Origin of the sequence: Candidatus Methanoperedens sp. (assembly GCA_027460535.1) — an archaeon.
Taxonomy (GTDB): Archaea; Halobacteriota; Methanosarcinia; order Methanosarcinales; family Methanoperedenaceae; genus Methanoperedens.
Genome location: JAPZAR010000015.1, coordinates 46,871 through 70,244, shown reverse-complemented (window position 1 = coordinate 70,244; position 23,374 = coordinate 46,871). Strand labels below are relative to the sequence as shown.

Below are 23,374 nucleotides of genomic sequence, written 5' to 3'. Positions count from 1 at the left end.
CTATTTGCTGAATTACCTCCACCACCACTATTTGCTGAATTACCTCCACCACCACTATTTGCTGAGTTACCTCCACCTCCACTATTTGCTGAATTACCTCCACCACCACTATTTGCTGAATTACCTCCACCACCACTATTTGCTGAGTTACCTCCACCTCCACTATTTGCTGAATTACCTCCACCACCACTATTTGCTGAGCTTCCTCCCGCTGTATTTGCTGAGCTTCCTCCCGCTGTATTTGCTGAGCTTCCTCCCGCTGTATTTGCTGAGCTTCCTCCTCCGCTTCCACTCCCAGATTCCTGGATCTTATTGAATTCCAGGGCAAGTTTTTCGTCATTTAGGTCTTCCTTCGCAATTTTCGCCATAGCTCCGGCGAGCTTCATGCTATACTTTGTATCCCTCTGGGCCTGTTTCAGAGAGGGAACATACGTATCAATCGAAATGTTCCCTTTCTTGAATTCCACGCCCAGCTCCTTCGAAAAATTTTGTTGCTTAATAATCTCATCTTGAAGTTGATTAATCCTCAAGACGGTGATATTGGATTTGTTGCCATATTTTGCAATCGTGTTCTTCATCAATCGGACTTTGATATCCAAAGCCTGGCTATCGAGCGCGTCATCAATGGCATCTAACAGGTTGCCGCCGTTGTAATGATCTATCTCATAAACGTTGACATACCATCGGAAGGCAATGTATGATCGGATGCCCATTCCCTGATAGATTATTGAGTGGAATCCCACACTCTCATTGTTCCAGGTATGCGTGTACGAAACCGTATTTCCTCCAGAAACGCCGGTTACAGGCGTTCCATCCAGTATCCAGCTGTCCAATATCATTGGTTCGGCCGCGGTAACTGAGTATGTTATGGTCCTGTTGATTGTGGCGTTCACATACACATAGTCAACTATCTGCGGATCCCACGTTAAATCGCTGTAATTGGCATTGCTGCCTTCCAATGAGTCGATTCTCGAAGCGGAGGCAGGAAGCACCAGAAAGGTAAACAGGAGAACTATTGCGATGCCCTTCATGGAGTTTCCATATCTCCGTTATCGTAATAAATGTGTCGTGATATTTCCATTTTTTTTAAGATAGTTGAAGCTATGTTTTTCATTGTTAGCATGTCAAATCTGATTTAAGTATCCCGAGATATTTTCCAAAGATCACATGATCGGATATTCCACCTATGGATATTACCGCATTGAAGAGATCATTTCTAATAAAATCCAACGTCCTCTTGGAATAAGGCCATGCCGTGAAATTATACACAATGATGTGACCGTGCAACTTCCCGATCCTATTCCAGGTCTTGACCGCTTCAATAGTTTCAGCCTCGCCGCACAAATCCATAATGGTAGAGAGAGAACCAAAAAGTATGGTGCTGGGTTGCAATTCTTTTAATATGTTTATTATTGATTTACTGAACTCGTAAATGTTATCCGGATTTGAAATGATATATTTCTCTTTCGAAGGCGCCCGTATTAATGGATTATAGGCATCCACAAAAAAGAACCTGTTTTTATAAGGGTCGATATTCCAGCCGAAATCCTTGAACTGGCTCTTTATGACAGACGGACTTGTACTGGACGCCACAAAAACGCAGGTTCCGGCGCACCTGAGGGAGTTGAATATCATCTGTAATCCATAAAACTCACCCTCCACACCGGGCTGGATATAGTATAGAAGACTTTTACCTTTTGGCACGCCACCATCAAGTAATTCGTCTATAATATTCATTCCGGTTCCTATCATATTTTTTCCTCCCATTTTCTTACAAGGACCTACGATATCAGGATGAACTTGAAATGCTTCAAGAACAGTTCTTTGGGATATTTCATTTCTCATAAACCACTTCAGCAAATCCTAACGGCCGCCAAAAACATAAATACACCGACAATTTTCAAAGTATTTTTGAGTTTTCAAGTTATAATAGAGATTATTTAAGTTTTATATTGTTTATAAATTTTTATTTTTTGATTTATTACTTTAAAATATAGTTAAATTTGAATCAGAAAGGCCAGTAGTCGATAAACTATCATGACATAGGCTGCAGTAAAAATATTTAGAAAAAATTTAATAAAGTATCAATACCTGGTTATGGTGATAAAACCTGTGTGGCCCACTCTTGCAGTTGAAGGGCGGGTTCCGCGGTCGGTAAAAGAAATTTCACGTTCTATGGTCTCAATAGTCATTACATCTGTGAAATTGTTGGTCTCGATCGCAGATCTGACTTCTTTTGCCTGTTCAAAAAATGGTGAATAAACAGCAAGAAAACCTCCGGGATATATGACCTTCGGAACATGAGGAACAACCTGTGACGCACTGGCTGTATCAAGGGTTATGACATCGAATTTCTCATCCAGAGTTTGAATTTCCGAAACTATGTCGCCATGGCGCAGTTCAATATTGGATAGACCCGTGAGAGCGATATTCCCCCGTGCTATCTCAATAAATTCCTCCCTCAGCTCATAAGATACGATTCTTTTCGCGATCATCCCGAGATAAATGGCCAGGATACCGGAACCGGTGCCTGCATCCAGAACATGGTCCGAGGAAGAGAGACCCGTGTTCGAAATGATCACACCTATGTCCTTAGGCATCATTGGCGCACCGCTTCGTTTTGCATGCCTGAAAAAATCCGGGGCTCTTGGCTTCTGTATTATGAACTCCACACCGAGATGAGAGCTTATTTTATCCCCGAATGTTTTTGTCTGAAGTTCTTCTAGCTTTATTATCCCCAGGTCCGTATGCAGCTCTCCATGCGGCATGACAAAATATTCCTTCATCTTTCCTTCTCGGAGTGTCTTTAGAATTACCGGGGTTTCCATTATCTTTCCGTTTGGCTAATATAGAACCTGATAGATAAAGAATATGTGTGGTTTTATGGATTCTGTTACTATCAAGGATAAAAAATATTCATTTGAAACCCTGAAGCTCCTGACAGGACTGCAGGAACCGAATATAGGGGAAATCCCGCACGCCATTCTTATCATCGCTGAAGCCGTCGACGGGCCGGATAAACTGCCATATCTAATGGAGACGATCAGGTCATTTGAAATCGAGGACATGGAGAAATTCAGATTTGTGCTTCTCAGGGTTCAGGTGGATTCAGAGCTTCACATGAATGAGGACCTGCAGAGATACCAGAAGCGTCTATACATATCTCAGGTGATCGAAAAATTGCTGTACGGCGAGCTGTTTTTTGAAGCCGGGAAAGATGAAGATGAGGATGAGGATTAAAGTTCTTGCTTTTTCGGATTAAATGGTCATATCTTATATACAATAACCAACATTTGAACGGCGAAATGTTATGTACGCCGACAGGATAAATTCATTACCCCCTTATTTATTCGCAGCAATCGATAAAGCAAAGGCTGAAGCTGTCAGGAAAGGTGTGGATGTCATCAACCTGAGCATAGGGGACCCGGATATGCCTACCCCCCCGCATATAGTGGAAGCAATGAAAAAAGCTGTGTCGAATCCTGCTTATCACAGGTATCCATCATATGAAGGAATGCTCTCTTTCAGGACGGCTGCAGCCGGATGGCTTAAGAAGACTATGAGCATAGACCTCAATCCTGAAGATGAGGTACTGGCGCTCATAGGGTCAAAAGAGGGTATCGCCCATATCCCTCTTGCATTCCTGAATCCGGGGGAGATATCCCTTGTTCCCGACCCCGGCTATCCAGTGTATAACATCGGGTCAATACTGGCAGATGGCAGACCGTATAAGATGCCGCTTATAGCCGAGAACGATTTTCTTCCCGACCTTGGAGCCATACCGGTGAACATAGCAAAAAAAGCCAAGATCATGTTTCTTAATTATCCAAACAACCCCACATCGGCAATAGCGTCCTTGAAATTTTTTGAAGAAGTAGTGGATTTCGCAGCTGAACATGATATTATTGTCGTTCACGATAATGCTTATTCAGAAATGACTTTCAATGGATACAAAGCACCCAGTTTCCTGAGCGTAAGCGGTGCAATGGAAGTCGGGATCGAGATGCACTCTCTTTCCAAAACATACAATATGACGGGCTGGAGGATAGGTTTTGCTGTCGGGAACCGCGATATAATCGCAGGTCTGGGGAAGGTTAAGACGAACGTGGATTCGGGCGCGTTCGAGGCTGTTCAGGAAGCCGGGATCGCCGCGCTTTCCGGGCCCCAGGATTGTGTGTCTGAAATGAACCGGATCTACAAGGAGAGGCGCGATGCGCTTGTCGCAGGCCTGAGAGAACTCGGATTTGAAGTGGATCCTCCCAGGGCCACATTCTATGTATGGACGCCAGTGGAAGGTAAATCCCTGGATTTCACTACGATGCTGCTTGGAAAGGCAGGAATAGTTGCGACTCCTGGTGTAGGGTTCGGGGAACACGGCGAAGGATATATAAGATTTTCATTGACGCAACCGGTTAATAGGATCAACACAGCCATTGAAAGAATGCGAAAACTCGATATCTGAACACGCATGAAAAATCCTTACAATTACGAATATGAATCAGAAAAGTCTTTATGATAAAAGTTAAATTTGTGATGTGATATGTTTTTAAACAGAAACTCTTTTGTGTACTTCGCTTATGGGAGTAGCCAATGGATATAGAACAACTTCTGACCGAGCGTGCAAGACTGGTAGACACAGAGCTTCCAGGCCTGCTCCTTGACATCAAGCCCCCTGAACTTGCCGCGGCAGTAACATATGCTATCGCCTCAAAGGGAAAGCGCATCCGACCAGCCCTGGTTACGCTTGCCTGCGAAGCCGTTGGGGGCAGAGCTGAGGATGCAAGTTTTGCGGCAGCTTCCATAGAACTCATACACTCCTCATCCCTTGTTCTTGATGATGTGATCGATAAATCCGAAAAAAGGCGCGGGCAGGATACGATTCATAAGAAGTGGGGCGTTGATATGGCCCTCCTGACGGTCCAGATACTCGCGGCTCTCTCCCTCAAGATAGCATCGCGTGACCCGAGGCTCATCCATGCCATCTCGGATTCCCTGTATTATATGGGCGAAGGGGAAGCCATGGAACTTGTAGATTTTGCTAAAGATAAGAAAAGTTATCTGGAACTTGCGTTCCGGAAAACCGGCTCTCTCTTTGGTTCGGCTGCCGAGGTGGGCGCCGTGGTTGGCGGAGGAGACGAGGAACAAATAAAGAACTTTACAGAATTCGGGAGTCATCTAGGCATGGCCTTCCAGATCCGTGACGATATACTTGATTGCATTTCAAAAGAAGAGGACCTCGGCAAACCGGTGAAAAAAGATCTCTTCATGGGAAGGCCCTCCATTGTAGTCCTTGATGCCCTAAAGTCCGGCATCTCGCTTGAAAGAATGATGAAATGCAACAACGGCGAGCTGATGCACCTCGTTTCGGATTCAATAGATTACGCACAGGAAATTGCGAGGGAAGAGCTTGATCTCGCAAAAAGCCGCCTTGAACCGCTCGATGAAAGTTCTGCAAAAAGAAAGCTGGTTGAGTTAGGTGAATATATAATTACACGCAGTAAATAGACCAATGGACCCATAATAATTCAAACTACTGAAAATGGAAAAGGACAATACAGGTTCATTTTATAATTACCTCCCAGAAGGATGCCGTCTCTGTTATATGGGGGCGAAGATGGTTCTCTTCATTACAGGATCATGCGGGAAGAACTGCTTCTACTGCCCTGTATCATACGAAAGGAAGGAAAAGGACCTGATATTTGCAAACGAAAGACGCGTGGGGAAGGATGAAGATATTATAGAAGAAGCCATCTCGATGGAAGCGCTCGGGACAGGAATAACCGGGGGGGAACCGTTATTGCGTCTGGACCGCGTAGTTCATTGTATAAAACTCCTGAAGAACAGGTTCGGAAAGGCCCACCATATACATTTATACACAGCCCTGGCGCCTAACCGGGGGGTGCTTGAAATGTTAAAGAAAGCGGGGCTTGATGAGATCAGGTTCCACCCTCCGAGGGATCAATTAAAAAATATTGGAAGAACATATTATCGCGAGTCGATCCATGCGGCTCATGAACTTGGGCTTTCAGCGGGGATTGAAATACCCTCTTTGCCATCCGACTTCGGGGGGATTATATCATTACTTGGCGAGGTCGGGGGTTTTTTGAACCTGAATGAGCTTGAGATCTCGGAAACAAATGCAGAAGAACTTAAAGATCGGGGATTTGTAGCGGTAGATGATGTTTCATCTGCCATATTCGGGAGCAAGGAGGTGGCTCTGCTGGTACACGCTGACAAGATCCATTTTTGTTCCTCGCGATTCAAGGATGCAGTCCAGCTTCGTGAAAGGTTTAAAAGGATAGCAAAAATGAGTGCAAGGGAGTTTGATGAGATAACAGAGGATGGAACCCTTGTTTACGGTGCCATAGAAGGTGGCGGTTCTCTTTCGATCCTGAAAGAGGCGGGTGTCACCGATGACATGTATTCCTGCATGAATGGGACTATTGAGACTACGTGGTGGATCGTTTCGGACCTGGCGGAAGCATTGAAAAAAAAAGGGTGCATAGTCTCGGTAATTGAGCGCTATCCAATGAAGAACGGAATGCTCGTCGAAAAGACTCCCCTGTAATCATGGAAAGGTATAAACTCTGAAAATCGAATAAAGAAAAACGGTGGTCTGACTGAGCGCTGAAGGAAATGAAAAAATCAAGACACGGCTGACAAAATACCTGATGAGGGATGAAACCGGCATCAGAAAGTCTGTTTTGAAATTATTCCTGAACAGCAAACCGTACACCACACAGGATGTCTATGATTCCCTTTTCAAACAGGGTTTTGATGTCAATTACAGGGGGGTATCCGCAATGGTCGGTCTTATGAATACCAGGCTCGGGATCCTGAGGATCGATGTCAAAGGAGACCACAACGTCTATTCTCTTAAAATTGAATATAAAAATATCCTGAAAACGATAATGGATAACTATTAGATATATTACAGCTCGGTCTCGCAGCCGGCGCCCTGCCCTATACCCTCATCGACCCTGACATGGAGTTTCTTAATGTTATCCGCGCCATTTGATCTTAGTGACCTTGCCATCTCTGCAGTAAAGTACTTGCAGAGGTCTTCTGCGCTCACAGATCTTGTTGGAAGGAACATAATATCCTCAGACGGAAGCACATAACGCTTGTTGCCCCCGATAATTTCAATGGACACTTCTTTCTTTTTCTCGATCTTGAGGCGCGGATCCTTTTCCGCCACAAGGATCTTATGATCCAGCCTGTCGCATATCCTGTTGACCATTCCCTTAACCATCTCAAAATCGATAATGAATTCCCCTATCTGCTCACCTTCCAGTCGCACGCTGATCGCGTATGTATGGCCGTGAAGGCAGCCGCATTTCGGGTGGTTGGGGATAAAATGGCAGGCTGAAAATCGGAGCTTTGCCATCCATCCGTCGATCTCGATGAACATAGGACTGGTTTAATAACTCTTTTGCGTATAATCCTTTTGCCGGATTTCTTTCACCGCGCTGTCATTTAGTTTATATCTCCCTGTATCGTCTACTGGCATATGGACTCAGCAGATTCGTTATTCAGGGGCAACAGCGATGCCCTGTGCATATTATGCCGTGGGGCGAAACTGCTGTGCGGCAAGGAGAGATGCCCTGTTCTTGTCAAATTCTACTCAAATGTCAAAGTAAAACCGCTCACGGACAGCCTGAGTATAGACGGGTCCTCACCCCCGGGAGTGTTCGTGGGAAGGATCGGATATCCGTATGTATCTGTAGGCCCGCTCATCCCGCCCACCCATGGAGACACGACCCTCCTGGACACACCCGAGATGTGGATCGGTAAGAGTATCGATGATATCGTGGATTTCCGCTCCCAGCTTGTGAGGGGAAAACATCTGGTGCATATAAGGGATCTTGATAGCAGCAGGATAATCGAAGCCACAAGAGAGATGGCACTGTGCGCTTCCCCGATCGATGTGGAGGCAGAGTTCTTAAAAAAACCCAGGGCAAGACTGGTTCTCGATGACGAAGTGCAGCCATTCGGGCCGACCGCACCTCTCAAAAAGATCGATCTGGGGAATACTAGATTTGACCAGAGAATGGAAAAAGCGAATAACGACACGGATCTCAAGGCAAAGGATGCAGTTCTTGACCTTTATAAGAAAGGCACCCTTGTATCAAGCATCCAGAAAGCGTTTTCAACGGGTTCTTTTGGGGAGGGGAAAGCCCGAAGGTTCGTTCCCACGCGATGGAGCATCACTGCTGTTGACAGCATGCTGGGCGCTGATCTTATGGAAAAGATGAAAGATTTCCCACTCATCAATGAGCACCTTGTTTTTGAATCCTGGCAGCTTGATAACAGGTTCGTTGTCCTGATGATGCCGAGGGCATGGAGCTATGAGCTTATCGAGGCATGGTATCCGAATACGGTCTGGAACCCCTTCGGGAAGGAAGTGGCGATAATGTCATCATCCGAGGGTTATGAAGGAAGGACGAGCTATGCTGAGATCGGAGGGTGTTATTATGCGGCGCGTCTTGCTGTTAACGAGTATCTTGTAAAAGAGAAAAGGCAGGCACGTGTGGTGATATTGAGGGAAGCCCATCCCGGATATATAATGCCTGTAGGCGTGTGGAATGTCCGGGAGAATGTCAGGGCAGCGCTGAAGGCAGAACCCAGGAAGTTCTCAACCCTGAATGAGGCATTTGAATACATTAATACCAGACTTGTTATTCCAAAAGAGCGGTGGATCAAAGAGAGCACTGTACTGAAGGACACTTTATTCCAGAGAGGGCTGGAAGATTTCTTCAGGACATAGGTTCAAGATGCAAATGATCGAGGACATGACGATAATCCGCGGGCTCCATAAGCGACTGGAACGCCCTCTCCACAACCTCGCTTAATGCAGGATGGATGTGCATTCCATAAATGATCGGGGTAGCGCTTTGCCCGGGAGTATACATAAGAGGTATTATTTCATGGATGAGGATAGAGGCATAAGGCCCGATTATATGCGCTCCCAGAATACTGCTTGAATCTTTTTCAACGATCACTTTTACGAAATAATCCATGACATCCATTGCTTCCCCCTTTGCAATATCCTCATACAACTGGAAACCTATCAACACGTTCTCCTCTCCATACTTTTCGACAGCTTCCTTTTCCTTCATTCCTACCCCAGCTATTTCAGGATAGGAGAAAACGGCATGGGGCACCGCGCGATAGTCGATCTTGATATTTTCTTTCAAAATGGCGTTCTGATAAACAACGGTAGATTCGTAGTTCGCTACATGTTTAAAGAGATGCCTTCCATTTGCATCCCCGAAAGCCCAGATATTGGGCTGCGATGTTTCCATGTATTCATTCACGTCGATCCATCCATTGTCATCTGTTTTTATCCCTCCTTTTTCAGGTTTAAGATAATCGGTGTTCGGCCCGCGTCCCGAGGCTACGAGGATCTCATCAGCAGTCACGGAAACCTTTTTTCCGCTTTTCTTGTCGTGCCCGATGATCTTTCTTTTCCCATCACTCTCTCTTATCACTTCAAGGACTTCATAACCGGTGAGGATATCCATGTATCCGGACATCTCTCTTTTAGCAAGCGCTGAGATCTCCGGTTCTTCATCAGGAAGGAACCTTGGGTTTCTCCCAATAACAGTTACCCTGGAACCCATGGCGGAAAAGAAATGCCCGTACTCCGCTGCAATGTATCCCCCGCCTATGATGGCGATACTAGCCGGAAGTTCTTCCATTTTCAGCACCGTGTCGCTCGTGAGATATCCCGATTCCACCAATCCCTTCACAGGCGGGATTATTGGTCTTGAGCCTGTGCAGAGGAATATCATTTTTGAGGTAATGATGTCATTCCCTACCTTCAGTGTATAAGGGGATTCAAATGCCGCAATATCGTGATAATAATCTATGCCGGGGTTTTTTGAAAGCCCCCTTCGTATCAAATCTATATCTTTAGAAATTAAGGTTCTCATCCTTTCCATCACAAAAGCAAAATCAATACTTTTTATTTCCACGTCTATGCCAAATCTCCCTGCGGTCCCGATCGTCCTGAGAAGTTCCGCGGGATATATCAGGAGTTTTGAAGGTATGCATCCCCGCGTGAGGCATATACCGCCAGGTTCGTCCTTATCGATCACAGCTACCTTATAATCCGGATTCCTGTCCATTATTGCATCGGCGTAATTCATTCCCGAGCCCGTTCCGATCACGATCAGGTCATACTTTTTCATCTGGATAACCCCTGTTGTATGGATGGTACCTGTTCGCATATATCCTTTTTCTATTATTGCAAAGACGATGGTTGTAGTTTAAGACGTTGTTGCAGTTTATTGGTTGTAATTTATTAGATATTTTCGAAATGTTTTTATAAACACAGGAAAAAGACTTATGTACTATTAATGTTATAACAATGTTATAACATGATAAGAAATATCAGAAAAATAGGGAACAGTCAGGGAATCATAATCCCGCAATATATCCTGCAAGAAATAGGTTCTCCTATGGCAGTGAACATAACTCCAACTGAAGATGGTATACTCATAACTCCGATAACTGGCAAAACGGTCAGACGTAAACCGAGGAATGAAGATGAAACCAATGGATTATACGAGCTAATGAAATCAAAGATAGAAAGCAATCTCAATATTGGGAAGACCAGATGGACCGGAGATAGGGAAATGGAGAGAAGATTATAATTAAAGAATTACAAAAAATAGCATCCATAGAGAATTTAGTTGACAGAAAAATATATTTTATGGGATTGTTGACACGCGAAGCTGAAAAAATAAAGATAAAACCTGTCGTAGTGGGAGGTTCGGCTGTTGATTTCTATACGGAAGGAATTTATCCAAGTCATGATATAGACCTGGTAAGTGACAGGAAAAAAATAGGGGAAATATTGGAAAATACTTTTGGCTTTAAACCGAGTGGAAGACACTGGATTAGCGAACAAACAGGACTTTCTGTAGAGATTCCAGGCAGTCGTCTGGCCGGAGATAAAGATAAGGTGACGGTAATAAAAATAGGGGACTTGAAAGTCTATGTAATTGGGATCGAGGATTTAATTATTGACCGTATCAATGCGTGTGTTCATTGGAAATCTCAAACGGACTGTGATCAGGCAAAGTTTATGATAAAATATTATCGGAACCGACTCCATCTTGGATATTTAGAAAAGAAAGCCAGAGATGAGGGGATTCTGAAAGCATTAAGAAAATTCTGTAATAGATAAATGGTTATTAAAAATTTGCCTATAATCAAAATAACAATGTAAGTCAGCAGAAAATAACCGCAAATGAAATGATCAGAGAAATAAAAGTAAAAACCGCGCTTTCACCATCGCGGCTCCCGGGCCTTGATTATGCCCTGAATCCTTACAGGGGCTGCGCGCATTCCTGTGTATATTGTTACGCCCCTTCGGTTATTCGATGGCAAGGCAAGTGGGGCGATGTTGTGGAAGTAAAAATAAACCTGCCGCGTATCCTGTCCAAGGAATTGCATTCAAAGAAAAAAGGAGTTGTGGGCCTGGGGACTGTGACTGACCCCTATCAACCGGCGGAGAAGGATTACGAGATAACGCGCAGGTGTCTTGAATTCCTGCTGATGCATGACTTTCCCGTATGCGTCCAGACAAAATCTTCGCTTGTTCTCAGGGATATGGATTTACTCAGGCAATTCTCAAATATCGAGGTCGGTGTGACCCTTACTGCCCTTGATGATAAGGTAAGGAAAAAACTTGAACCTGGTGCATCAAGCGTAGAGGAAAGGCTGCACTCACTCAAGGAGCTATCGGAAAATGGCATCAACACATGGGTTTTCCTTGGGCCAGTGATGCCGTATATTACCGATGTTGAGGCACTGGTCGACGCGATTTCAGTCGTGAAACCAGGATATGTGCTCGTGGACCGGCTGAGGATGAAGGATGGGGTATGGGAAAGGGTCAGAGAGTTCATTCAGGATTTCCAACCCGAATTGCTCGAAGACTATGAAAGGATATTTTTTGAGGGCGAGAATTATTATGAGGATGTTTTTGAGACGATCATGCGGAAGTTCGATGAAAAGATGCTGCGATGCAGGATAAACAGATTGATCGAATGAGTTGCGCAGGCATATAGATTTTTATACTTACATGAAGAGATTGCAAATCATGAGAACACTGAGCGATATTGACAAGAAAATTCTCGCCAAACTTGCCCCTGAACTCGAAGGGGCGACAGGCCCAGCGCCAGGTCATGATTATAAATTTATCCTGCTTCCCGTATCGCACAGGTTCTCGGAATCCCCTGAGGACTTCGCTGCCAGGGTTGGCAGACTGAGCGATGACGAGCTAAGTTACATCGTAGACCTGGTATTGAAAGGCGACGAGGATGTACGTTCACTGGCTGAAGGGGATTTTGATGCAATTCTCGAGGTAATAGGTAAAAGGTTGCCTGAAAAAGCAAAACAGCTGGCAGATCGTTGATCAGCAAACTGGGATTCTGCCGTATGCAAGCTCCAAACAGAACTCCTGTATATTCGCAAGCTCCCTGTCCATGATCTCATTTATCTCTTTTTCAACACTCTCAATTGTTCCCCTTTCCATGATAACCTGCGCCGCCGCAATCCTGGGCTGGTCTATTGGCTCGCCTATCTGGCTTAAAAGCCACACATATACTTCCTTGATATCGGGCACATTTGTATAAATCTCACTGGCAATCCTGTGGCTGAGCACATTGTAAATCTTCCCAACATGGCTTACCGGGTTTTTACCCGCAGCTGCCTCACTGCTGACCGGACGGTTGAGAGGAATGATGCCATTTACCCTGTTCCCCCGGCCCACCTGGCCGGAATCTGCATCCTCTGCCGATGTGCCCGTGACTGTCATGTATATGCCTCCCATGCCGCGCCCTTCCCTGTCAAGCGCGTTCAATGAAACCGAAGTCCCAAGTTCTGTTCTTTCTGACGCGAAAGTATTTATTTCTTCAAGAAGCTCGTCCTTCTTTCTGAAATACTCATGTTCTGATCCGATGAACATATCCACGAGCGGATCTGCGACTATTAAGCCAAGCCTGTCGGCATTGCGCAGACCCATGACTTTGATATCCTCCCCGGATTCGGGAAATCTTTTCTTGAAAGCAGGAGAGTTCAGGAAGCGCTCGGTCTCAAGCACCACAATTTCACTCGGAGTCATGGGGGCGTATCCCACGGCAGCCGAGGTATCATTTGCCCCGAGCACGGTTTCTTTTCTTTTGAAGATGTCAGTGAGTTCCGCCGAACCGCTTGCAATTTCGACCTGGTACTCCAGGGAATCTGAATTGACGAACCTGAGATTATCCTTTAGCCAATGCTTGGCCGTATCTATCGCAATACTATTGACATCGATGACCTCTCCTTCCACTTCAAAAGTGGCCCTGTCCCCAAAAATAAGTCGCATAGGCTTAAGGATCACACCTCCTCCGAATTTTGTTTTCACTTCTCCGGCCACCAGCATCCCTTTATCGATATTGTGGTGCATTATGGCGCCAAAGCGTTCCATATACTCTTTGCAGAGTTCGACCGAGACCTGGTTCATAATGGAATCACATATATAATCCGGATGCCCGAGGCCTTTTCTCTCTACGACTTCGACCCTGCGCTCAGTTATTGGCGTGGCTTCCAGTTCTTCAATTTCAATATTTCGCATGGTCACCTTGTCATTTCCAGGTATTGATCGGTCAATTCTGCATAATTTCTTAATGTATTTTTTATGAGACGAAGATCTTCCTCAGTTGTTTTACGAACCTGTTTGCATGGTACCCCGAAGACTACGGTGTTATCAGGGACTTTGTGCTTTGGCGGCACCAGCGCACCAGCCCCTATTATTGCATATTCCCCGATCCAGGCCTCATGCAGTACCGTGGCATTCATGCCGATGAGCGCATTGCTCTTCACCGTGCCTCCGTGAAGGATGCATCCATGCCCGACTGTGACACCGTCGCCAATCTCTACGTTCGATTCGTCCGAATGAATCACGGAGTTATCCTGGATATTGCAGCCCTTACCTATGCTGATCTTTCCCCTGTCGCCCCTGATGACCGTATTGAACCAGACGCTCGTTTTTTCTCCGATCGTTACATCTCCGATTATGCATGCGGTTTGGGCTATGAAAGCATTTTCTGCAATTCTCGGTTTTTTATCCCCGAACGCGAATAACATATTTCCTCCTCCATTGTTTTCATATCTCCCAATGATAAAAGGGATTTACTCGCATAAATAGATTATTTGGTTAAGAAGATTTTTTGTATGAGTTGCACATGTTTATATGTTGATGTCGAGTGTCACTTTTCTCGGAACTGGAGGCGGGAGGATGGTCGTCCTTAACCAGTTGCGCAGGAGTGGAGGTTTCTGGCTTAAGTTGGACGGGGTGAACATACTGCAGGATCCGGGACCGGGCTGCCTCGTAATGGTTCACAGGCAGAGGCTTGTGCCTAGAAATCTTGATGCTATAATATTATCCCACAGGCATATAGACCATTCAAATGATATCAATGTCATAGTGGAAGCCATGACCGGGGGCGGATTTCAGCCCCGCGGTCGCCTGATCGTTCCCGGGGATTGCCTGCACGATGATCCAGTTGTGCTTCAATACGTGAGACCTTTCACTGAGATAACTGAAATAAAAGAAGGCATGGGATTTAAACTGCGCAATATCCAGCTTCATTTTCCCATCAGGAACATGCATCCTGTTGAAACGTATGGAACTATCTACGAGTTCGGCTCAAAAAGGCTGGGGTACATCCCGGATACCGAATATTTTCCCGAGCTGCCCGGGGCTTACAAGGGGGTTGATTTTCTTATCATCAATGTGGTGAGGATGGTGACTGATAAGAGGATACGGCACCTGAACATGGAGGAAGCGGCAATATTGATAGGGGAAATAAGGCCGAAGATGGCGATACTGACCCATTTTGGCTTGCAGGTCCTGAAAGCATCTCCAGAGTTCCAGGCGAAGGCCATATCAGAAAGAACGGGAGTGAAAGTTATCGCTGCACATGATGGATTGAGCATAAGCTTTGAAGAAAAGGAAAGCCTCGAGAAATGGGTTTAGAGCTTGCTCCTGACGGCTTCCACTTTTTCTTCCATCCCCTTTGGCCTGTCCCTTCTATCGTCTATCGTGATATGTGTGACCACCCTGTTCACACCTTTTTTGACCAGCGCTTCATGGGCCGAGCGTATTGCACGGAATATATCCTCCAGCGACGATGCCTCAAGCACAGTCCCCATCGGAGTCAACTGGTATTTGACACCCGATCTTTCGATAGCCCGAACGGCATCTGAAATATGTGCGCTCATGCTGGTGCTTCCCGTTCCGAGAGCCACAATTTCAAGCTCGGCAGTAACAATAGGTTTCATATCTAACCTCCTTATGTTTGTTGGCGGTGAATGGCAAAATACTTTTGGTTTGACAGGTGTTGGTATTTTTACAATTTTTATTAAATGCATAATAAAAAAAAGCATTTAAATAGTAACAAAACGAGTAACCAGCGGAGGCGGATTATGACCAGAGAAGAATTATTAGAAAAAGTTAAGACGTCACGCCCATCGGTTTGTGTAGTTGGCCTGGGCGGTGCCGGGTGTAATATCGTAACATGGATAGCGGATAAGAAACTCGCAGGCGGCAAGATAATCGGAGCCAATACGGATGCGAACCATCTTCTTACGATGACACGGGCAGATAAGATCATGCTGCTCGGTGAAAAGCTGTGCAAGGGCCATGGCTGCGGGGGCTTCCCTGAGAGGGGCGCAGAGGCCGCAAAGGAAAACCTGGCCGAGATCAGGGAAGAATTAAAGGACATCAATCTTCTTTTCCTCGTGGCGGGACTTGGAGGAGGCTCGGGCACAGGTTCAATACCAGTTTTTGCGGGTGCTGGAAGGGAAGCGGGAGCGCTCACGATCGCATGCGTGACCATACCATTCACAATTGAGATGTCAAGGAGAGAGAAAGCACGCGATGCCATAAAAGCGCTTGCAGAAAGCTGCGATTCAATCGTGGTCATAGATAACTCAAAACTCAGGGAAGTGGCGGGCAACCTGCCGCTGAAAGAGGCGCTGTCTGTCGCGAACGCGCTCGTTGGGGCATTTGTTAAGAATATTACAGATACCATAACCCAGCCAAGCCTTATCAACCTTGATTACGCCGACCTGCGCGCGGTAATGGAACGCGGCGGGATCTCATCGATCGGCATCGGTGAAGGCGACGGCGCAAGCCGTGTGGAGAAGGCAGTGGCACAGGCCCTATCGACGCCGCTTCTTGATATTACTGATATATCAACTGCATACGGTGTCCTCATACATATTGTGGGAGGGGAAGACCTGACGCTCGAAGAGGTCGCTGTCGTTGGTGAGCAGATAATGGATAAGGTTCCCAACACCAAGCGCGTTATCTGGGGCGCAAAGGTGGATTCGGGACTCGCGGGAAGGGTGCGCGTGATGGCCGTACTCACAGGCGTAACAAGCCCGTTCCTGTCAGGGGGCGAAGTCAAACCAGCAAGGGGGCCAGTGGTACCCAAGGAAGTGATCCCCAAGGAAGTCGTGAAACCTCTGCGAGAGGCAATGGAGCACATGGCTCGTGCGCAGGAATCATTCCCGCGCGAGACGATTTCAAGGGCTGCGGTTTTCAGTAAAGAAAAGTAGGGCTGACCCTCCTTTTTATCTTTTTTTAGCTTATTCAGGCAGCTTCATCTCTGGGAATGATGCGAAGGTCATCTCCCGATCGCCGGCGCGGTTCAATCGGAAAGAATATGGAGATCGTCGAAAAGTGAGTTTCGCCAAAAATACATATTAAGATAATAAGGAACAATTCCAAAAAACGAATCATAAAGGCATCATACGTTCGTATGGTGCCGTGGCATTCCGGGTCACATCCTCGAAATCCTAGAATATCCTATCGCTCAAAATTGAAATTCTGCTTCACAATCTTGAGCGCACAGTAATTCCCGCACATTGTGCATGCTTCATCATCCTCAGGCGAGCGGCTGTTCCTCACGGATCTCGCATGTTCGGGGTCGATCGCAAGTTCGTACATCCTCTCCCACTTAAGATCCCGCCTGGCGCGTCCCATATCAAGGTCCCTCTGCCTGTCGTTATTCTTCACCATATCGCCTATATGTGCGGCTATCCTTGCGGTTATGACACCCTGCCTTACATCATCGATATTGGGGAGCGCGAGGTGCTCTGCGGGCGTCACATAGCAGATGAAATCGGCGCCTGCTGCGCTTGAGAGAGATGCACCGATGGCAGCAACGATGTGGTCATAGCCCGGCGCGATATCCGTGACCAGTGGCCCCAGCATGTAGAATGGCTTATCCCCGCTCAATCGCTTCATGAGCTTTACGTTAGCATCGATCTCATCTATCGGGATGTGGCCCGGACCTTCAACAATGGTCTGCACGCCAGCATCGTGGGCTTTGTCTGATAACTCCGAGTTCATAATAAGTTCCTGTATCTGCGCCCTGTCCGTGGAATCGTGTATCGCTCCTGCGCGCATACCGTTTCCCATGCTCAATGTGACCTCATGCTCTTTCATTATCTCAAGCAGGTAATCGAACTCGCTGTAGAGCGGATTCTCTTTCTCGTTATGAAGCATCCAGGCGGTCATGAAAGCTCCTCCGCGGGAGCAGAGACCACCGAATCGTCCCTGTTTTTTCAGGCGCTCCACGGTGAACAGGTTTATCCCTGTATGTATCGCCATGAAATTCGTCCCGAGTTTTGCCTGCTCGGCTGTAATATTGAAGAGCTCGTCTTCTTTCATGTCAACGACTGCGCCGTATTTGCGGATGGCTTCAATGAAAGCCTGGTAGAGCGGCACACTGCCCACCGAGAGGGCGGTGGATTCGATAACCTTTTTCCTGATATCATAAAGATCTCCTCCTGTTGAAAGCTCCATGAGCGTATCTGCGCCTGTTGCTTCTGCGACCTTTGCTTTTTCTATCTCCATTTCAATATCCACGATATCTGATGAAGTTCCTATGGATGCGTTCACCTTTGTGCGAAGCCCTTTGCCTATGCCGCACGGCTTTGTGTGGCGATAGGGGCTCACCGGAATCACTATGCGTCCGCTCTCTATTCCGCGCCGTACGAATTCTGGCTCTACGGCTTCATCCTTTGCCACCAGTTTCATTTCCTGTGTCAGATTGCCTTTTTTTGCTTCTGCTATGAGACTCATGAATATTACCGGGCTTTTGGAAGGATTCACTTATAGATAAATGTGTTCAATCAACAAAATTGAATTTAAATCAAGTAAAGTTGATTAGTTCAGTTCGTCAGCAGGTATATGCTCATTACGGCAAGAACGATCCCTGCAGCCATCCGGTAATTCACGGCATCTTTCAATAAGATCACACCCAGCAGAACTGCTACCACCACGTTCATATTCACGATTGGTACTACCTTTGAGAGCGTGGACTGCTGGAGGGCAAGGAAGAAAAATATTGTCGCTATGCCTGCCACGATGCCTCCGGCGACCCCGAATTTTATGCTGCCATAATCAATGCCTGCTTCGCTTTTCGACATCAAATATGCGCCAAGCAGGATCTGCGACAGGAACTGGGCTACAATAAAAATCATGGATGATGCGACAGGATTGCCGCCCGTAGATGCTAATTTAATAAAAAACTGCATGATCCCGTAAAGGAACAGGCACGCCACAGCATAAATGAACCAGTTCATAGAGGAGAGCACTAGAACGCAGGAAAGGATAAAGATTACTTCAATTTTCCCCTGATAGTCCTCTCGATCTCATCAAAAGCCGGCGGCCTTATCTGGAAAACATCCACACCTTCCGGGAACTCCACGGGCCTCCCATCTGTGATGATAAGAACCCCGTTTGAATTTTCAGGCATTTCTCCAATGAGCTTTGAGACCAACTTGCTCATCTCGTCCTGGATTTCCTCTATCTTCTTTACCAGGTAATCTCTCCATTTCTCAAAATCAATATCCTTGCCATAGAAACCCTGGTGGACTTCCTTGATCTCGGGCAGGAAGGATTTGGAATATTCATCAAAGAGCAGTTTAGAAAACATGATTTTTTCCTCTTTATCGATTCCCTGCAGTTTCGCACCGCGCTCGGTCAGGTTCTCTATCAATCTGTAATGATTGCTGTCCTTTCCGTACCTTTCAAAAAATTCTAAGCCAGCATCCTCGTTCATTCCCTCAATATACAAGCTGCCGATATTTCCATAGGTCGATACGAAATGATCGATTTTTTCCCTGACTTCCCCCCAGAACCGCTCGATTTTTGCGTTATCGAGCTTGACTTGCATGGCTAGTTCTTCAAAGGGCAGCGTCGGCACCACGTAAAGTTTTCTTCCGGATTTGAAGCTCATCGCTTCCGGTTTGTCTATTTTCCCAAGCTCAACCATGATTTAATGTTATTATTGATGAAATATAAACATTACCACCGGAGGTGGGCATCAATCCTTTGTTGTTACAATTAATAGATCGCAAATAAGCTATCTTGAATCTGCGTTCATCGGCGTTATGCTCGCCGTGACGCATAGACATGTATCTCCACGTATGGCGTGAGCCATACGTGTTCACGGCGTCAACTGACGTGACGGTTGACGTGGACGCGCCCTCCCGAGGCGCGACTCGGGAGGCCCGTGACTCTGGGCGCCATTATCTGCGGTTTTTTATTTTCAAATATTTCATGATAGCCCCAAAACTAAACTTTTTGACAGCTCCTATGCCTTTTCTTTGAGAATCTCAGATAGGGCTTCTTCATATATTCGAAGATCAGAGGGGCTGTGCAACACGAACCTCACCTCTTCGAGCCCGGGATTTTTTTCAAGGAATTCGATAACGGAAAGAAGAGCTATCCGTCCCGCTTTATCTATTGGAAATCCATACGCGCCTGTGCTTATGGATGGGAAGGATATTGTCTTCAATCCCATCTTAAGGGCAAGAGTAAGGCTGCTGAGGTAAGCTTTCGCAAGCAGTTCTGGCTCTTTCTTATAACCACCGGCCCAGATAGGACCTACAGTGTGTATAACCTTCTTTGCCATGAGCCTGCCTCCGGTCGTTACCACCGCTTCTCCCGTTGGAAGACCTTCTGGAAGCAATTTCCTTATGGCCTTGCATTCCTTCAATATTTCATATCCGCCTTTACTGTGTATCGCGCCGTCCACTCCACCTCCTCCCATAAGGCCGGGATTCGCGGCATTGACAATGGCGTCTGTTCCCTGTTCTGTGATATCCCCCAGTAACATGATTATTTTTGCGCTTCCTATTTCGGCATCCATAATTTTCTATTTTAATCGTAACCTATTTATTTTGATCGATAAAGGATAAAATATGACGGCTGGAAAACTACGGGGCATCCATACAAACTGAACAGACGCCCAGGCATTTAAATCCCGTATTTTTATTCTTTCATTTCTTTTTCAGGCATGCATTATCCAAAAAGCAGGATTTGAAAAATCTTTATAAGCTATAAGAGACAAACAACAAATAACGGCACTAATAGTGGGGTTATTAGTGTGTGCAATTATTCGGGAGGAACTATATGAAAATAGGGATAGTTAAAATCAACATGGGATTAGCAGCTGGATTAATATTGTGGTTGCTTTTCGCCACAGGATCAGGGGCTGCCGGGACACTTACTTCGATGAAGGTGTCGACGGCCCCGGTCATTGACGGAACTCCAGAGGCGCTTTGGGATCAGGCACCTGCGATGACAGTCAATGTGGCAGGAGGGGCCAATACAGGAGCGCATACGGTCACATTGAAAAGCGTTTACACCGATGATTCGGTGTATTTTCTGGCCAGGTGGAATGACCCCACGGAGAGCTTGAGGCGCTTACCCTGGCAGAAACAGGCTGATGGAAGCTGGAAACAGCTCATGACACCAGGTGCAAAAATGGGTGGGGAAGAGACTTATTATGAAGACAAGCTTTCCCAGATATGGGACATTAATATAGCTGGTTTTGACGTCAACGGATGTTTTGTCACCTGTCATGCAGCTGAAAATTCCGATGTCAAAGCCTATGGTAACATGTACACAGCGTCTCAAGGAGAAATGGGTGACATCTGGCATATGAAGATGGTGCGAACCAATCCTACCGGCTATTTTGATGACCAGTATATCGATTCCACACATTACAGTACTGCAACACCAGATGCAGGAAGGCATCCCGATCCCGGAGGAAGCCCATATTACGATAATGTCAATGCTGCAAAGAATGCTCCAAATTATACATCCGCAGATCAGCCAGCTCCACCGTATTGGATATTTGACAACCAGAAGATGCCCTTTACGGATACTTATAAGGCTAACGATGAAATCGCTGGCATCATTGTAATGCCGCCCACTGGAGACAGGGCAGACATCAAAGGCAATGCAGTTTACAGCAATGGCATGTGGACGCTGGAATATGGCAGAAAGCTTGTTACGGGGAGCCAGTACGATGTCCAGTTCTCGGATTTGACCAGGCAATATCCATTCGGAACTGCGATATTTGACAATGCGCAAACAAGGCACAGCTATGAGACCGGGGTGAGTATGCTGGTTTTCGCACCATCCGTTGCGGCCACAACGCCCGCAGTCACTACCGTAGCAGCTACAGCAACCCCCAAAGCACCTGCATTCGAAATACTTTTTACGGTCGGGGCAGTGCTGATAGCTTTGCTTGTCAGAAGAAGGTAAACCACCTTCTTCTTAGTTTTTCTTAAGTTGTAGAATATTCATCTATTCTATGGTCTCCCTTTTTCAAGGGGAGATATATCACACCATCGCCACCATCTATTTCACAAGCATTGCCTTTCTCATAAAGGTAAGCAGTATATGCCGAAAGTATGGCATCAAGTTCATCATCGGAGAGCAGTATATCAGCGGTCATCTCTCTCAGCCCTCCTATCGACCCGAGCAGCCTTTCCTGGATCAAAGCGCGTCCATTCCTCGTCTTTTTCTTAACATCAGCGCCCACGTCCAGCTCCAGCCTGGCAGCATATGGATATATCTCTATCACCCTGGCACCAAGTTCCTTTTCAGCCCATTCTTTGAGGGCTATCCCTTTGTCTACCCATTTTCTCACCCAATCTGCGCCCGAAGGGAAGCATGCGATACCGTGTGTGCGCAGTCGCTTTTCACATTCCCGCATTGTTCCATGGTCAGGTCTTGAAAGAGGTGCATCTATCGCAATAATACTTGATCCAAAATTTTCAGATATCTGCATGATGGCGCAGCGGATTAATTTATCTTCCGAGATTATATGCAGGGGCTGGCTTTCAATCATCGGAGTCCCATTTTTTTCAATGAGAAAAGCCAGACCCGTACTTTTGCGCTTTTAGCTGGTTCCCAGGTCAACGCCTATGAATACGCTAGAATTCATACATTGAAGGTTATTAAAAAAATTGCAGGCCTACTGGCTTGCATTGACCCTTACAGTAACATTGAGTTCGCTGGGTTTCGTGTGCATTTGAGGTCTTATCAGAGCAAAGTGGTAATCACCTGTTGTATTGAAGATTTGAACTACCCTGGTGCTCACTGTGATATTAGCCATTTTATGATCCGATTCAACCAGCGTATAAGTATCATCTTCTCTGTTGTTAAAGAGGATCGCATCGCCTGGATTTATTTGTATTTGATTAATGCCGAATTTATCGGTGGCGACAATTCTCACTTCTTTCTCCATGCCAGTTGGGGTTGCGACTATTTCGGGAGTGGGTGTTGGCGTAGGTGTCTCAGTTTCGGTGATGGTAGGCGTTGGGGTGGGTGTATGAGTCGGGATGGGTGTTGGAGTGGGTGAAGGCGTGGGTATTGGCGTAAATTCCCTTATCGTACCGGAGTGGAGGGTTATGGGGAAGATGTTCGATTCCACCTTTTCTCTATTTACAGATAAATTAATAGTGATTTCATATGTGCCTGCAAGACTTCTTCCTTGCATTTCTTGGACTGTATGAAAAACAGCGCTGATAGGTTTGTTCATTTCGGGCTGGATCTCAGTATCAAAATCGAGTGGCTCCAGAGTTCGCGTTTTCTTTTCGTCACTCATAGTTTTTAAATACATATTTGCCATGAAATCATCGAGAGTCTTTAACTTAACTTTTATATCCACACTTTCATTCTTAATTACCTCAGTACCGGTATTGGCTACAATGAGTTCTGCAGTCACTACTTCCCCTGCCCTGGCATCAGTGGGAAAAAATTTCACGTCCACGATCTTTCCATCAAGGTTGGCATTAGCGTGTTCAATCTTTTGCATCTGCGCAGGGCCATTTTCAGTTGTAGTACTTGAACCTGTACAGCCGGATAAAGCCACGGCAAGCAGCAACAATAAACAGATGAGCGGTCTATTCATCAAATCACCGATACTGTTAATGGTATCATTGCTTAAAAGCATTTCCCATACAATTCATTATGATAATAATTAACATACAAGACCAGGTTTGATTGAGA

Annotated in this window: 27 protein-coding genes; 13 read left to right on the top strand and 14 right to left on the bottom strand. The window is 46.0% G+C overall.

The window, feature by feature from the left end:
- The 3 genes from O8C65_07525 to O8C65_07515 form a co-directional block, all read right to left on the bottom strand.
- Positions 1 to 1,031, bottom strand: a 1,031-nt coding sequence (locus O8C65_07525) for a hypothetical protein (protein MCZ7356767.1), incomplete at its 3' end; no start/stop codon positions are given.
- Between the two features lie 85 nt (positions 1,032 to 1,116).
- Positions 1,117 to 1,752, bottom strand: coding sequence for a hypothetical protein (locus tag O8C65_07520; protein ID MCZ7356766.1), 636 nt, complete (start codon positions 1,750 to 1,752; stop codon positions 1,117 to 1,119).
- Positions 1,753 to 2,084: 332 nt separating this feature from the next.
- Entirely contained in the window at positions 2,085 to 2,828 is a 744-nt protein-coding gene (locus O8C65_07515; GenBank protein ID MCZ7356765.1) for a methyltransferase domain-containing protein, read from the bottom strand.
- 55 nt (positions 2,829 to 2,883) lie between these two features.
- On the opposite strand from O8C65_07515, the gene O8C65_07510 reads away from it, so the two are divergent.
- The 5 genes from O8C65_07510 to O8C65_07490 all read left to right on the top strand — a co-directional run bounded on the left by O8C65_07510 (position 2,884) and on the right by O8C65_07490 (position 6,926).
- On the top strand, positions 2,884 to 3,240 hold the full coding sequence (locus tag O8C65_07510) for a hypothetical protein (GenBank protein MCZ7356764.1): 357 nt from the start codon (positions 2,884 to 2,886) through the stop codon (positions 3,238 to 3,240).
- Positions 3,241 to 3,310: 70 nt separating this feature from the next.
- Positions 3,311 to 4,462 carry an LL-diaminopimelate aminotransferase gene (locus tag O8C65_07505; GenBank protein MCZ7356763.1) on the top strand — a complete coding sequence of 384 codons (1,152 nt, stop codon included), beginning with the start codon at positions 3,311 to 3,313 and terminating at the stop codon, positions 4,460 to 4,462.
- Between the two features lie 128 nt (positions 4,463 to 4,590).
- A complete protein-coding gene (locus O8C65_07500; GenBank protein ID MCZ7356762.1) occupies positions 4,591 to 5,505 on the top strand; it encodes a polyprenyl synthetase family protein in 915 nt (304 codons plus the stop codon).
- Positions 5,506 to 5,614: 109 nt separating this feature from the next.
- Positions 5,615 to 6,568, top strand: coding sequence for a radical SAM protein (locus tag O8C65_07495; protein ID MCZ7356761.1), 954 nt, complete (start codon positions 5,615 to 5,617; stop codon positions 6,566 to 6,568).
- A gap of 88 nt (positions 6,569 to 6,656) precedes the next feature.
- Positions 6,657 to 6,926, top strand: coding sequence for a DUF2551 domain-containing protein (locus O8C65_07490; GenBank protein ID MCZ7356760.1), 270 nt, complete (start codon positions 6,657 to 6,659; stop codon positions 6,924 to 6,926).
- A gap of 5 nt (positions 6,927 to 6,931) precedes the next feature.
- Here O8C65_07490 and O8C65_07485 read toward each other — a convergent pair whose 3' ends face one another.
- Positions 6,932 to 7,411 (bottom strand): 6-carboxytetrahydropterin synthase, encoded by a 480-nt coding sequence (locus O8C65_07485; protein ID MCZ7356759.1) that lies wholly within the window; start codon positions 7,409 to 7,411, stop codon positions 6,932 to 6,934.
- A 99-nt stretch (positions 7,412 to 7,510) separates the two neighbouring features.
- On the opposite strand from O8C65_07485, the gene O8C65_07480 reads away from it, so the two are divergent.
- Positions 7,511 to 8,767 (top strand): Nre family DNA repair protein, encoded by a 1,257-nt coding sequence (locus O8C65_07480; protein ID MCZ7356758.1) that lies wholly within the window; start codon positions 7,511 to 7,513, stop codon positions 8,765 to 8,767.
- Here O8C65_07480 and O8C65_07475 read toward each other — a convergent pair.
- A complete protein-coding gene (locus O8C65_07475) occupies positions 8,757 to 10,193 on the bottom strand; it encodes a dihydrolipoyl dehydrogenase (protein ID MCZ7356757.1) in 1,437 nt (478 codons plus the stop codon). The genes O8C65_07480 and O8C65_07475 overlap by 11 nt on opposite strands.
- 189 nt (positions 10,194 to 10,382) lie before the next feature.
- Between O8C65_07475 and O8C65_07470 the strand changes: the two genes are divergently transcribed.
- The 4 genes from O8C65_07470 to O8C65_07455 all read left to right on the top strand — a co-directional run bounded on the left by O8C65_07470 (position 10,383) and on the right by O8C65_07455 (position 12,424).
- Positions 10,383 to 10,658 (top strand): hypothetical protein, encoded by a 276-nt coding sequence (locus O8C65_07470; protein MCZ7356756.1) that lies wholly within the window; start codon positions 10,383 to 10,385, stop codon positions 10,656 to 10,658.
- 59 nt (positions 10,659 to 10,717) lie between these two features.
- A complete protein-coding gene (locus O8C65_07465; GenBank protein MCZ7356755.1) occupies positions 10,718 to 11,194 on the top strand; it encodes a DUF6036 family nucleotidyltransferase in 477 nt (158 codons plus the stop codon).
- A 68-nt stretch (positions 11,195 to 11,262) separates the two neighbouring features.
- On the top strand, positions 11,263 to 12,060 hold the full coding sequence (locus O8C65_07460; protein MCZ7356754.1) for a radical SAM protein: 798 nt from the start codon (positions 11,263 to 11,265) through the stop codon (positions 12,058 to 12,060).
- A 49-nt stretch (positions 12,061 to 12,109) separates the two neighbouring features.
- Positions 12,110 to 12,424 (top strand): hypothetical protein, encoded by a 315-nt coding sequence (locus tag O8C65_07455; protein ID MCZ7356753.1) that lies wholly within the window; start codon positions 12,110 to 12,112, stop codon positions 12,422 to 12,424.
- On the opposite strand, the gene O8C65_07450 is transcribed toward O8C65_07455, so the two are convergent.
- Together O8C65_07450 and O8C65_07445 are read right to left on the bottom strand one after the other, a co-directional pair.
- The gene (locus tag O8C65_07450) at positions 12,425 to 13,624 is read right to left on the bottom strand and encodes a methionine adenosyltransferase (GenBank protein ID MCZ7356752.1); all 1,200 of its coding nucleotides are present in this window, start codon (positions 13,622 to 13,624) and stop codon (positions 12,425 to 12,427) included.
- 2 nt (positions 13,625 to 13,626) lie between these two features.
- Positions 13,627 to 14,136, bottom strand: coding sequence for a gamma carbonic anhydrase family protein (locus O8C65_07445; GenBank protein ID MCZ7356751.1), 510 nt, complete (start codon positions 14,134 to 14,136; stop codon positions 13,627 to 13,629).
- Positions 14,137 to 14,248: 112 nt separating this feature from the next.
- Between O8C65_07445 and O8C65_07440 the strand changes: the two genes are divergently transcribed.
- Positions 14,249 to 15,028 (top strand): MBL fold metallo-hydrolase, encoded by a 780-nt coding sequence (locus O8C65_07440; GenBank protein MCZ7356750.1) that lies wholly within the window; start codon positions 14,249 to 14,251, stop codon positions 15,026 to 15,028.
- Here the strand turns inward: O8C65_07440 and O8C65_07435 are convergent.
- Positions 15,025 to 15,333, bottom strand: coding sequence for an MTH1187 family thiamine-binding protein (locus tag O8C65_07435; protein MCZ7356749.1), 309 nt, complete (start codon positions 15,331 to 15,333; stop codon positions 15,025 to 15,027). The two genes, O8C65_07440 and O8C65_07435, sit on opposite strands and share 4 nt — an antisense overlap.
- Before the next feature lie 144 nt (positions 15,334 to 15,477).
- Here O8C65_07435 and ftsZ point away from each other — a divergent pair, with 144 nt between their 5' ends.
- Positions 15,478 to 16,614 carry a cell division protein FtsZ gene (gene ftsZ / locus O8C65_07430; protein ID MCZ7356748.1) on the top strand — a complete coding sequence of 379 codons (1,137 nt, stop codon included), beginning with the start codon at positions 15,478 to 15,480 and terminating at the stop codon, positions 16,612 to 16,614.
- A 250-nt stretch (positions 16,615 to 16,864) separates the two neighbouring features.
- On the opposite strand, the gene thiC is transcribed toward ftsZ, so the two are convergent.
- From thiC to O8C65_07410, 4 genes are all read right to left on the bottom strand, one after another.
- Complete coding sequence (gene thiC, locus O8C65_07425; GenBank protein MCZ7356747.1) at positions 16,865 to 18,145, bottom strand: phosphomethylpyrimidine synthase ThiC; 1,281 nt, start codon at positions 18,143 to 18,145, stop codon at positions 16,865 to 16,867.
- Between the two features lie 89 nt (positions 18,146 to 18,234).
- Positions 18,235 to 18,648 (bottom strand): EamA family transporter, encoded by a 414-nt coding sequence (locus O8C65_07420; protein MCZ7356746.1) that lies wholly within the window; start codon positions 18,646 to 18,648, stop codon positions 18,235 to 18,237.
- Positions 18,649 to 18,683: 35 nt separating this feature from the next.
- Complete coding sequence (locus O8C65_07415) at positions 18,684 to 19,340, bottom strand: hypothetical protein (protein ID MCZ7356745.1); 657 nt, start codon at positions 19,338 to 19,340, stop codon at positions 18,684 to 18,686.
- Positions 19,341 to 19,661: 321 nt separating this feature from the next.
- Positions 19,662 to 20,219, bottom strand: coding sequence for an O-acetyl-ADP-ribose deacetylase (locus O8C65_07410; protein ID MCZ7356744.1), 558 nt, complete (start codon positions 20,217 to 20,219; stop codon positions 19,662 to 19,664).
- Positions 20,220 to 20,482: 263 nt separating this feature from the next.
- On the opposite strand from O8C65_07410, the gene O8C65_07405 reads away from it, so the two are divergent.
- Positions 20,483 to 21,622, top strand: a complete 1,140-nt coding sequence (locus O8C65_07405) for an ethylbenzene dehydrogenase-related protein (GenBank protein ID MCZ7356743.1) — start codon at positions 20,483 to 20,485, stop codon at positions 21,620 to 21,622.
- 22 nt (positions 21,623 to 21,644) lie between these two features.
- Here O8C65_07405 and O8C65_07400 read toward each other — a convergent pair whose 3' ends face one another.
- A complete protein-coding gene (locus O8C65_07400) occupies positions 21,645 to 22,211 on the bottom strand; it encodes a DUF429 domain-containing protein (GenBank protein MCZ7356742.1) in 567 nt (188 codons plus the stop codon).
- A gap of 126 nt (positions 22,212 to 22,337) precedes the next feature.
- The gene (locus O8C65_07395) at positions 22,338 to 23,276 is read right to left on the bottom strand and encodes a hypothetical protein (protein MCZ7356741.1); all 939 of its coding nucleotides are present in this window, start codon (positions 23,274 to 23,276) and stop codon (positions 22,338 to 22,340) included.
- Between the last annotated feature and the right edge of the window lie 98 nt (positions 23,277 to 23,374).

Bases quoted from the DNA above. Each gene is read 5' to 3' on its own strand.
- O8C65_07520 (MCZ7356766.1), bottom strand. From the start codon at position 1,752: ATGATAGGAACCGGAATGAATATTATAGACGAATTACTTGATGGTGGC.
- O8C65_07515 (MCZ7356765.1), bottom strand. From the start codon at position 2,828: ATGGAAACCCCGGTAATTCTAAAGACACTCCGAGAAGGAAAGATGAAG.
- O8C65_07510 (MCZ7356764.1), top strand. From the start codon at position 2,884: ATGGATTCTGTTACTATCAAGGATAAAAAATATTCATTTGAAACCCTG.
- O8C65_07505 (MCZ7356763.1), top strand. From the start codon at position 3,311: ATGTACGCCGACAGGATAAATTCATTACCCCCTTATTTATTCGCAGCA.
- O8C65_07500 (MCZ7356762.1), top strand. From the start codon at position 4,591: ATGGATATAGAACAACTTCTGACCGAGCGTGCAAGACTGGTAGACACA.
- O8C65_07495 (MCZ7356761.1), top strand. From the start codon at position 5,615: ATGGTTCTCTTCATTACAGGATCATGCGGGAAGAACTGCTTCTACTGC.
- O8C65_07485 (MCZ7356759.1), bottom strand. From the start codon at position 7,411: ATGTTCATCGAGATCGACGGATGGATGGCAAAGCTCCGATTTTCAGCC.
- O8C65_07480 (MCZ7356758.1), top strand. From the start codon at position 7,511: ATGGACTCAGCAGATTCGTTATTCAGGGGCAACAGCGATGCCCTGTGC.
- O8C65_07475 (MCZ7356757.1), bottom strand. From the start codon at position 10,193: ATGAAAAAGTATGACCTGATCGTGATCGGAACGGGCTCGGGAATGAAT.
- O8C65_07470 (MCZ7356756.1), top strand. From the start codon at position 10,383: ATGATAAGAAATATCAGAAAAATAGGGAACAGTCAGGGAATCATAATC.
- O8C65_07465 (MCZ7356755.1), top strand. From the start codon at position 10,718: ATGGGATTGTTGACACGCGAAGCTGAAAAAATAAAGATAAAACCTGTC.
- O8C65_07460 (MCZ7356754.1), top strand. From the start codon at position 11,263: ATGATCAGAGAAATAAAAGTAAAAACCGCGCTTTCACCATCGCGGCTC.
- O8C65_07455 (MCZ7356753.1), top strand. From the start codon at position 12,110: ATGAGAACACTGAGCGATATTGACAAGAAAATTCTCGCCAAACTTGCC.
- O8C65_07450 (MCZ7356752.1), bottom strand. From the start codon at position 13,624: ATGCGAAATATTGAAATTGAAGAACTGGAAGCCACGCCAATAACTGAG.
- O8C65_07445 (MCZ7356751.1), bottom strand. From the start codon at position 14,136: ATGTTATTCGCGTTCGGGGATAAAAAACCGAGAATTGCAGAAAATGCT.
- O8C65_07440 (MCZ7356750.1), top strand. From the start codon at position 14,249: ATGTCGAGTGTCACTTTTCTCGGAACTGGAGGCGGGAGGATGGTCGTC.
- O8C65_07435 (MCZ7356749.1), bottom strand. From the start codon at position 15,333: ATGAAACCTATTGTTACTGCCGAGCTTGAAATTGTGGCTCTCGGAACG.
- ftsZ (MCZ7356748.1), top strand. From the start codon at position 15,478: ATGACCAGAGAAGAATTATTAGAAAAAGTTAAGACGTCACGCCCATCG.
- thiC (MCZ7356747.1), bottom strand. From the start codon at position 18,145: ATGAGTCTCATAGCAGAAGCAAAAAAAGGCAATCTGACACAGGAAATG.
- O8C65_07420 (MCZ7356746.1), bottom strand. From the start codon at position 18,648: ATGAACTGGTTCATTTATGCTGTGGCGTGCCTGTTCCTTTACGGGATC.
- O8C65_07415 (MCZ7356745.1), bottom strand. From the start codon at position 19,340: ATGGTTGAGCTTGGGAAAATAGACAAACCGGAAGCGATGAGCTTCAAA.
- O8C65_07410 (MCZ7356744.1), bottom strand. From the start codon at position 20,219: ATGGATGCCGAAATAGGAAGCGCAAAAATAATCATGTTACTGGGGGAT.
- O8C65_07405 (MCZ7356743.1), top strand. From the start codon at position 20,483: ATGAAAATAGGGATAGTTAAAATCAACATGGGATTAGCAGCTGGATTA.
- O8C65_07400 (MCZ7356742.1), bottom strand. From the start codon at position 22,211: ATGATTGAAAGCCAGCCCCTGCATATAATCTCGGAAGATAAATTAATC.
- O8C65_07395 (MCZ7356741.1), bottom strand. From the start codon at position 23,276: ATGAATAGACCGCTCATCTGTTTATTGTTGCTGCTTGCCGTGGCTTTA.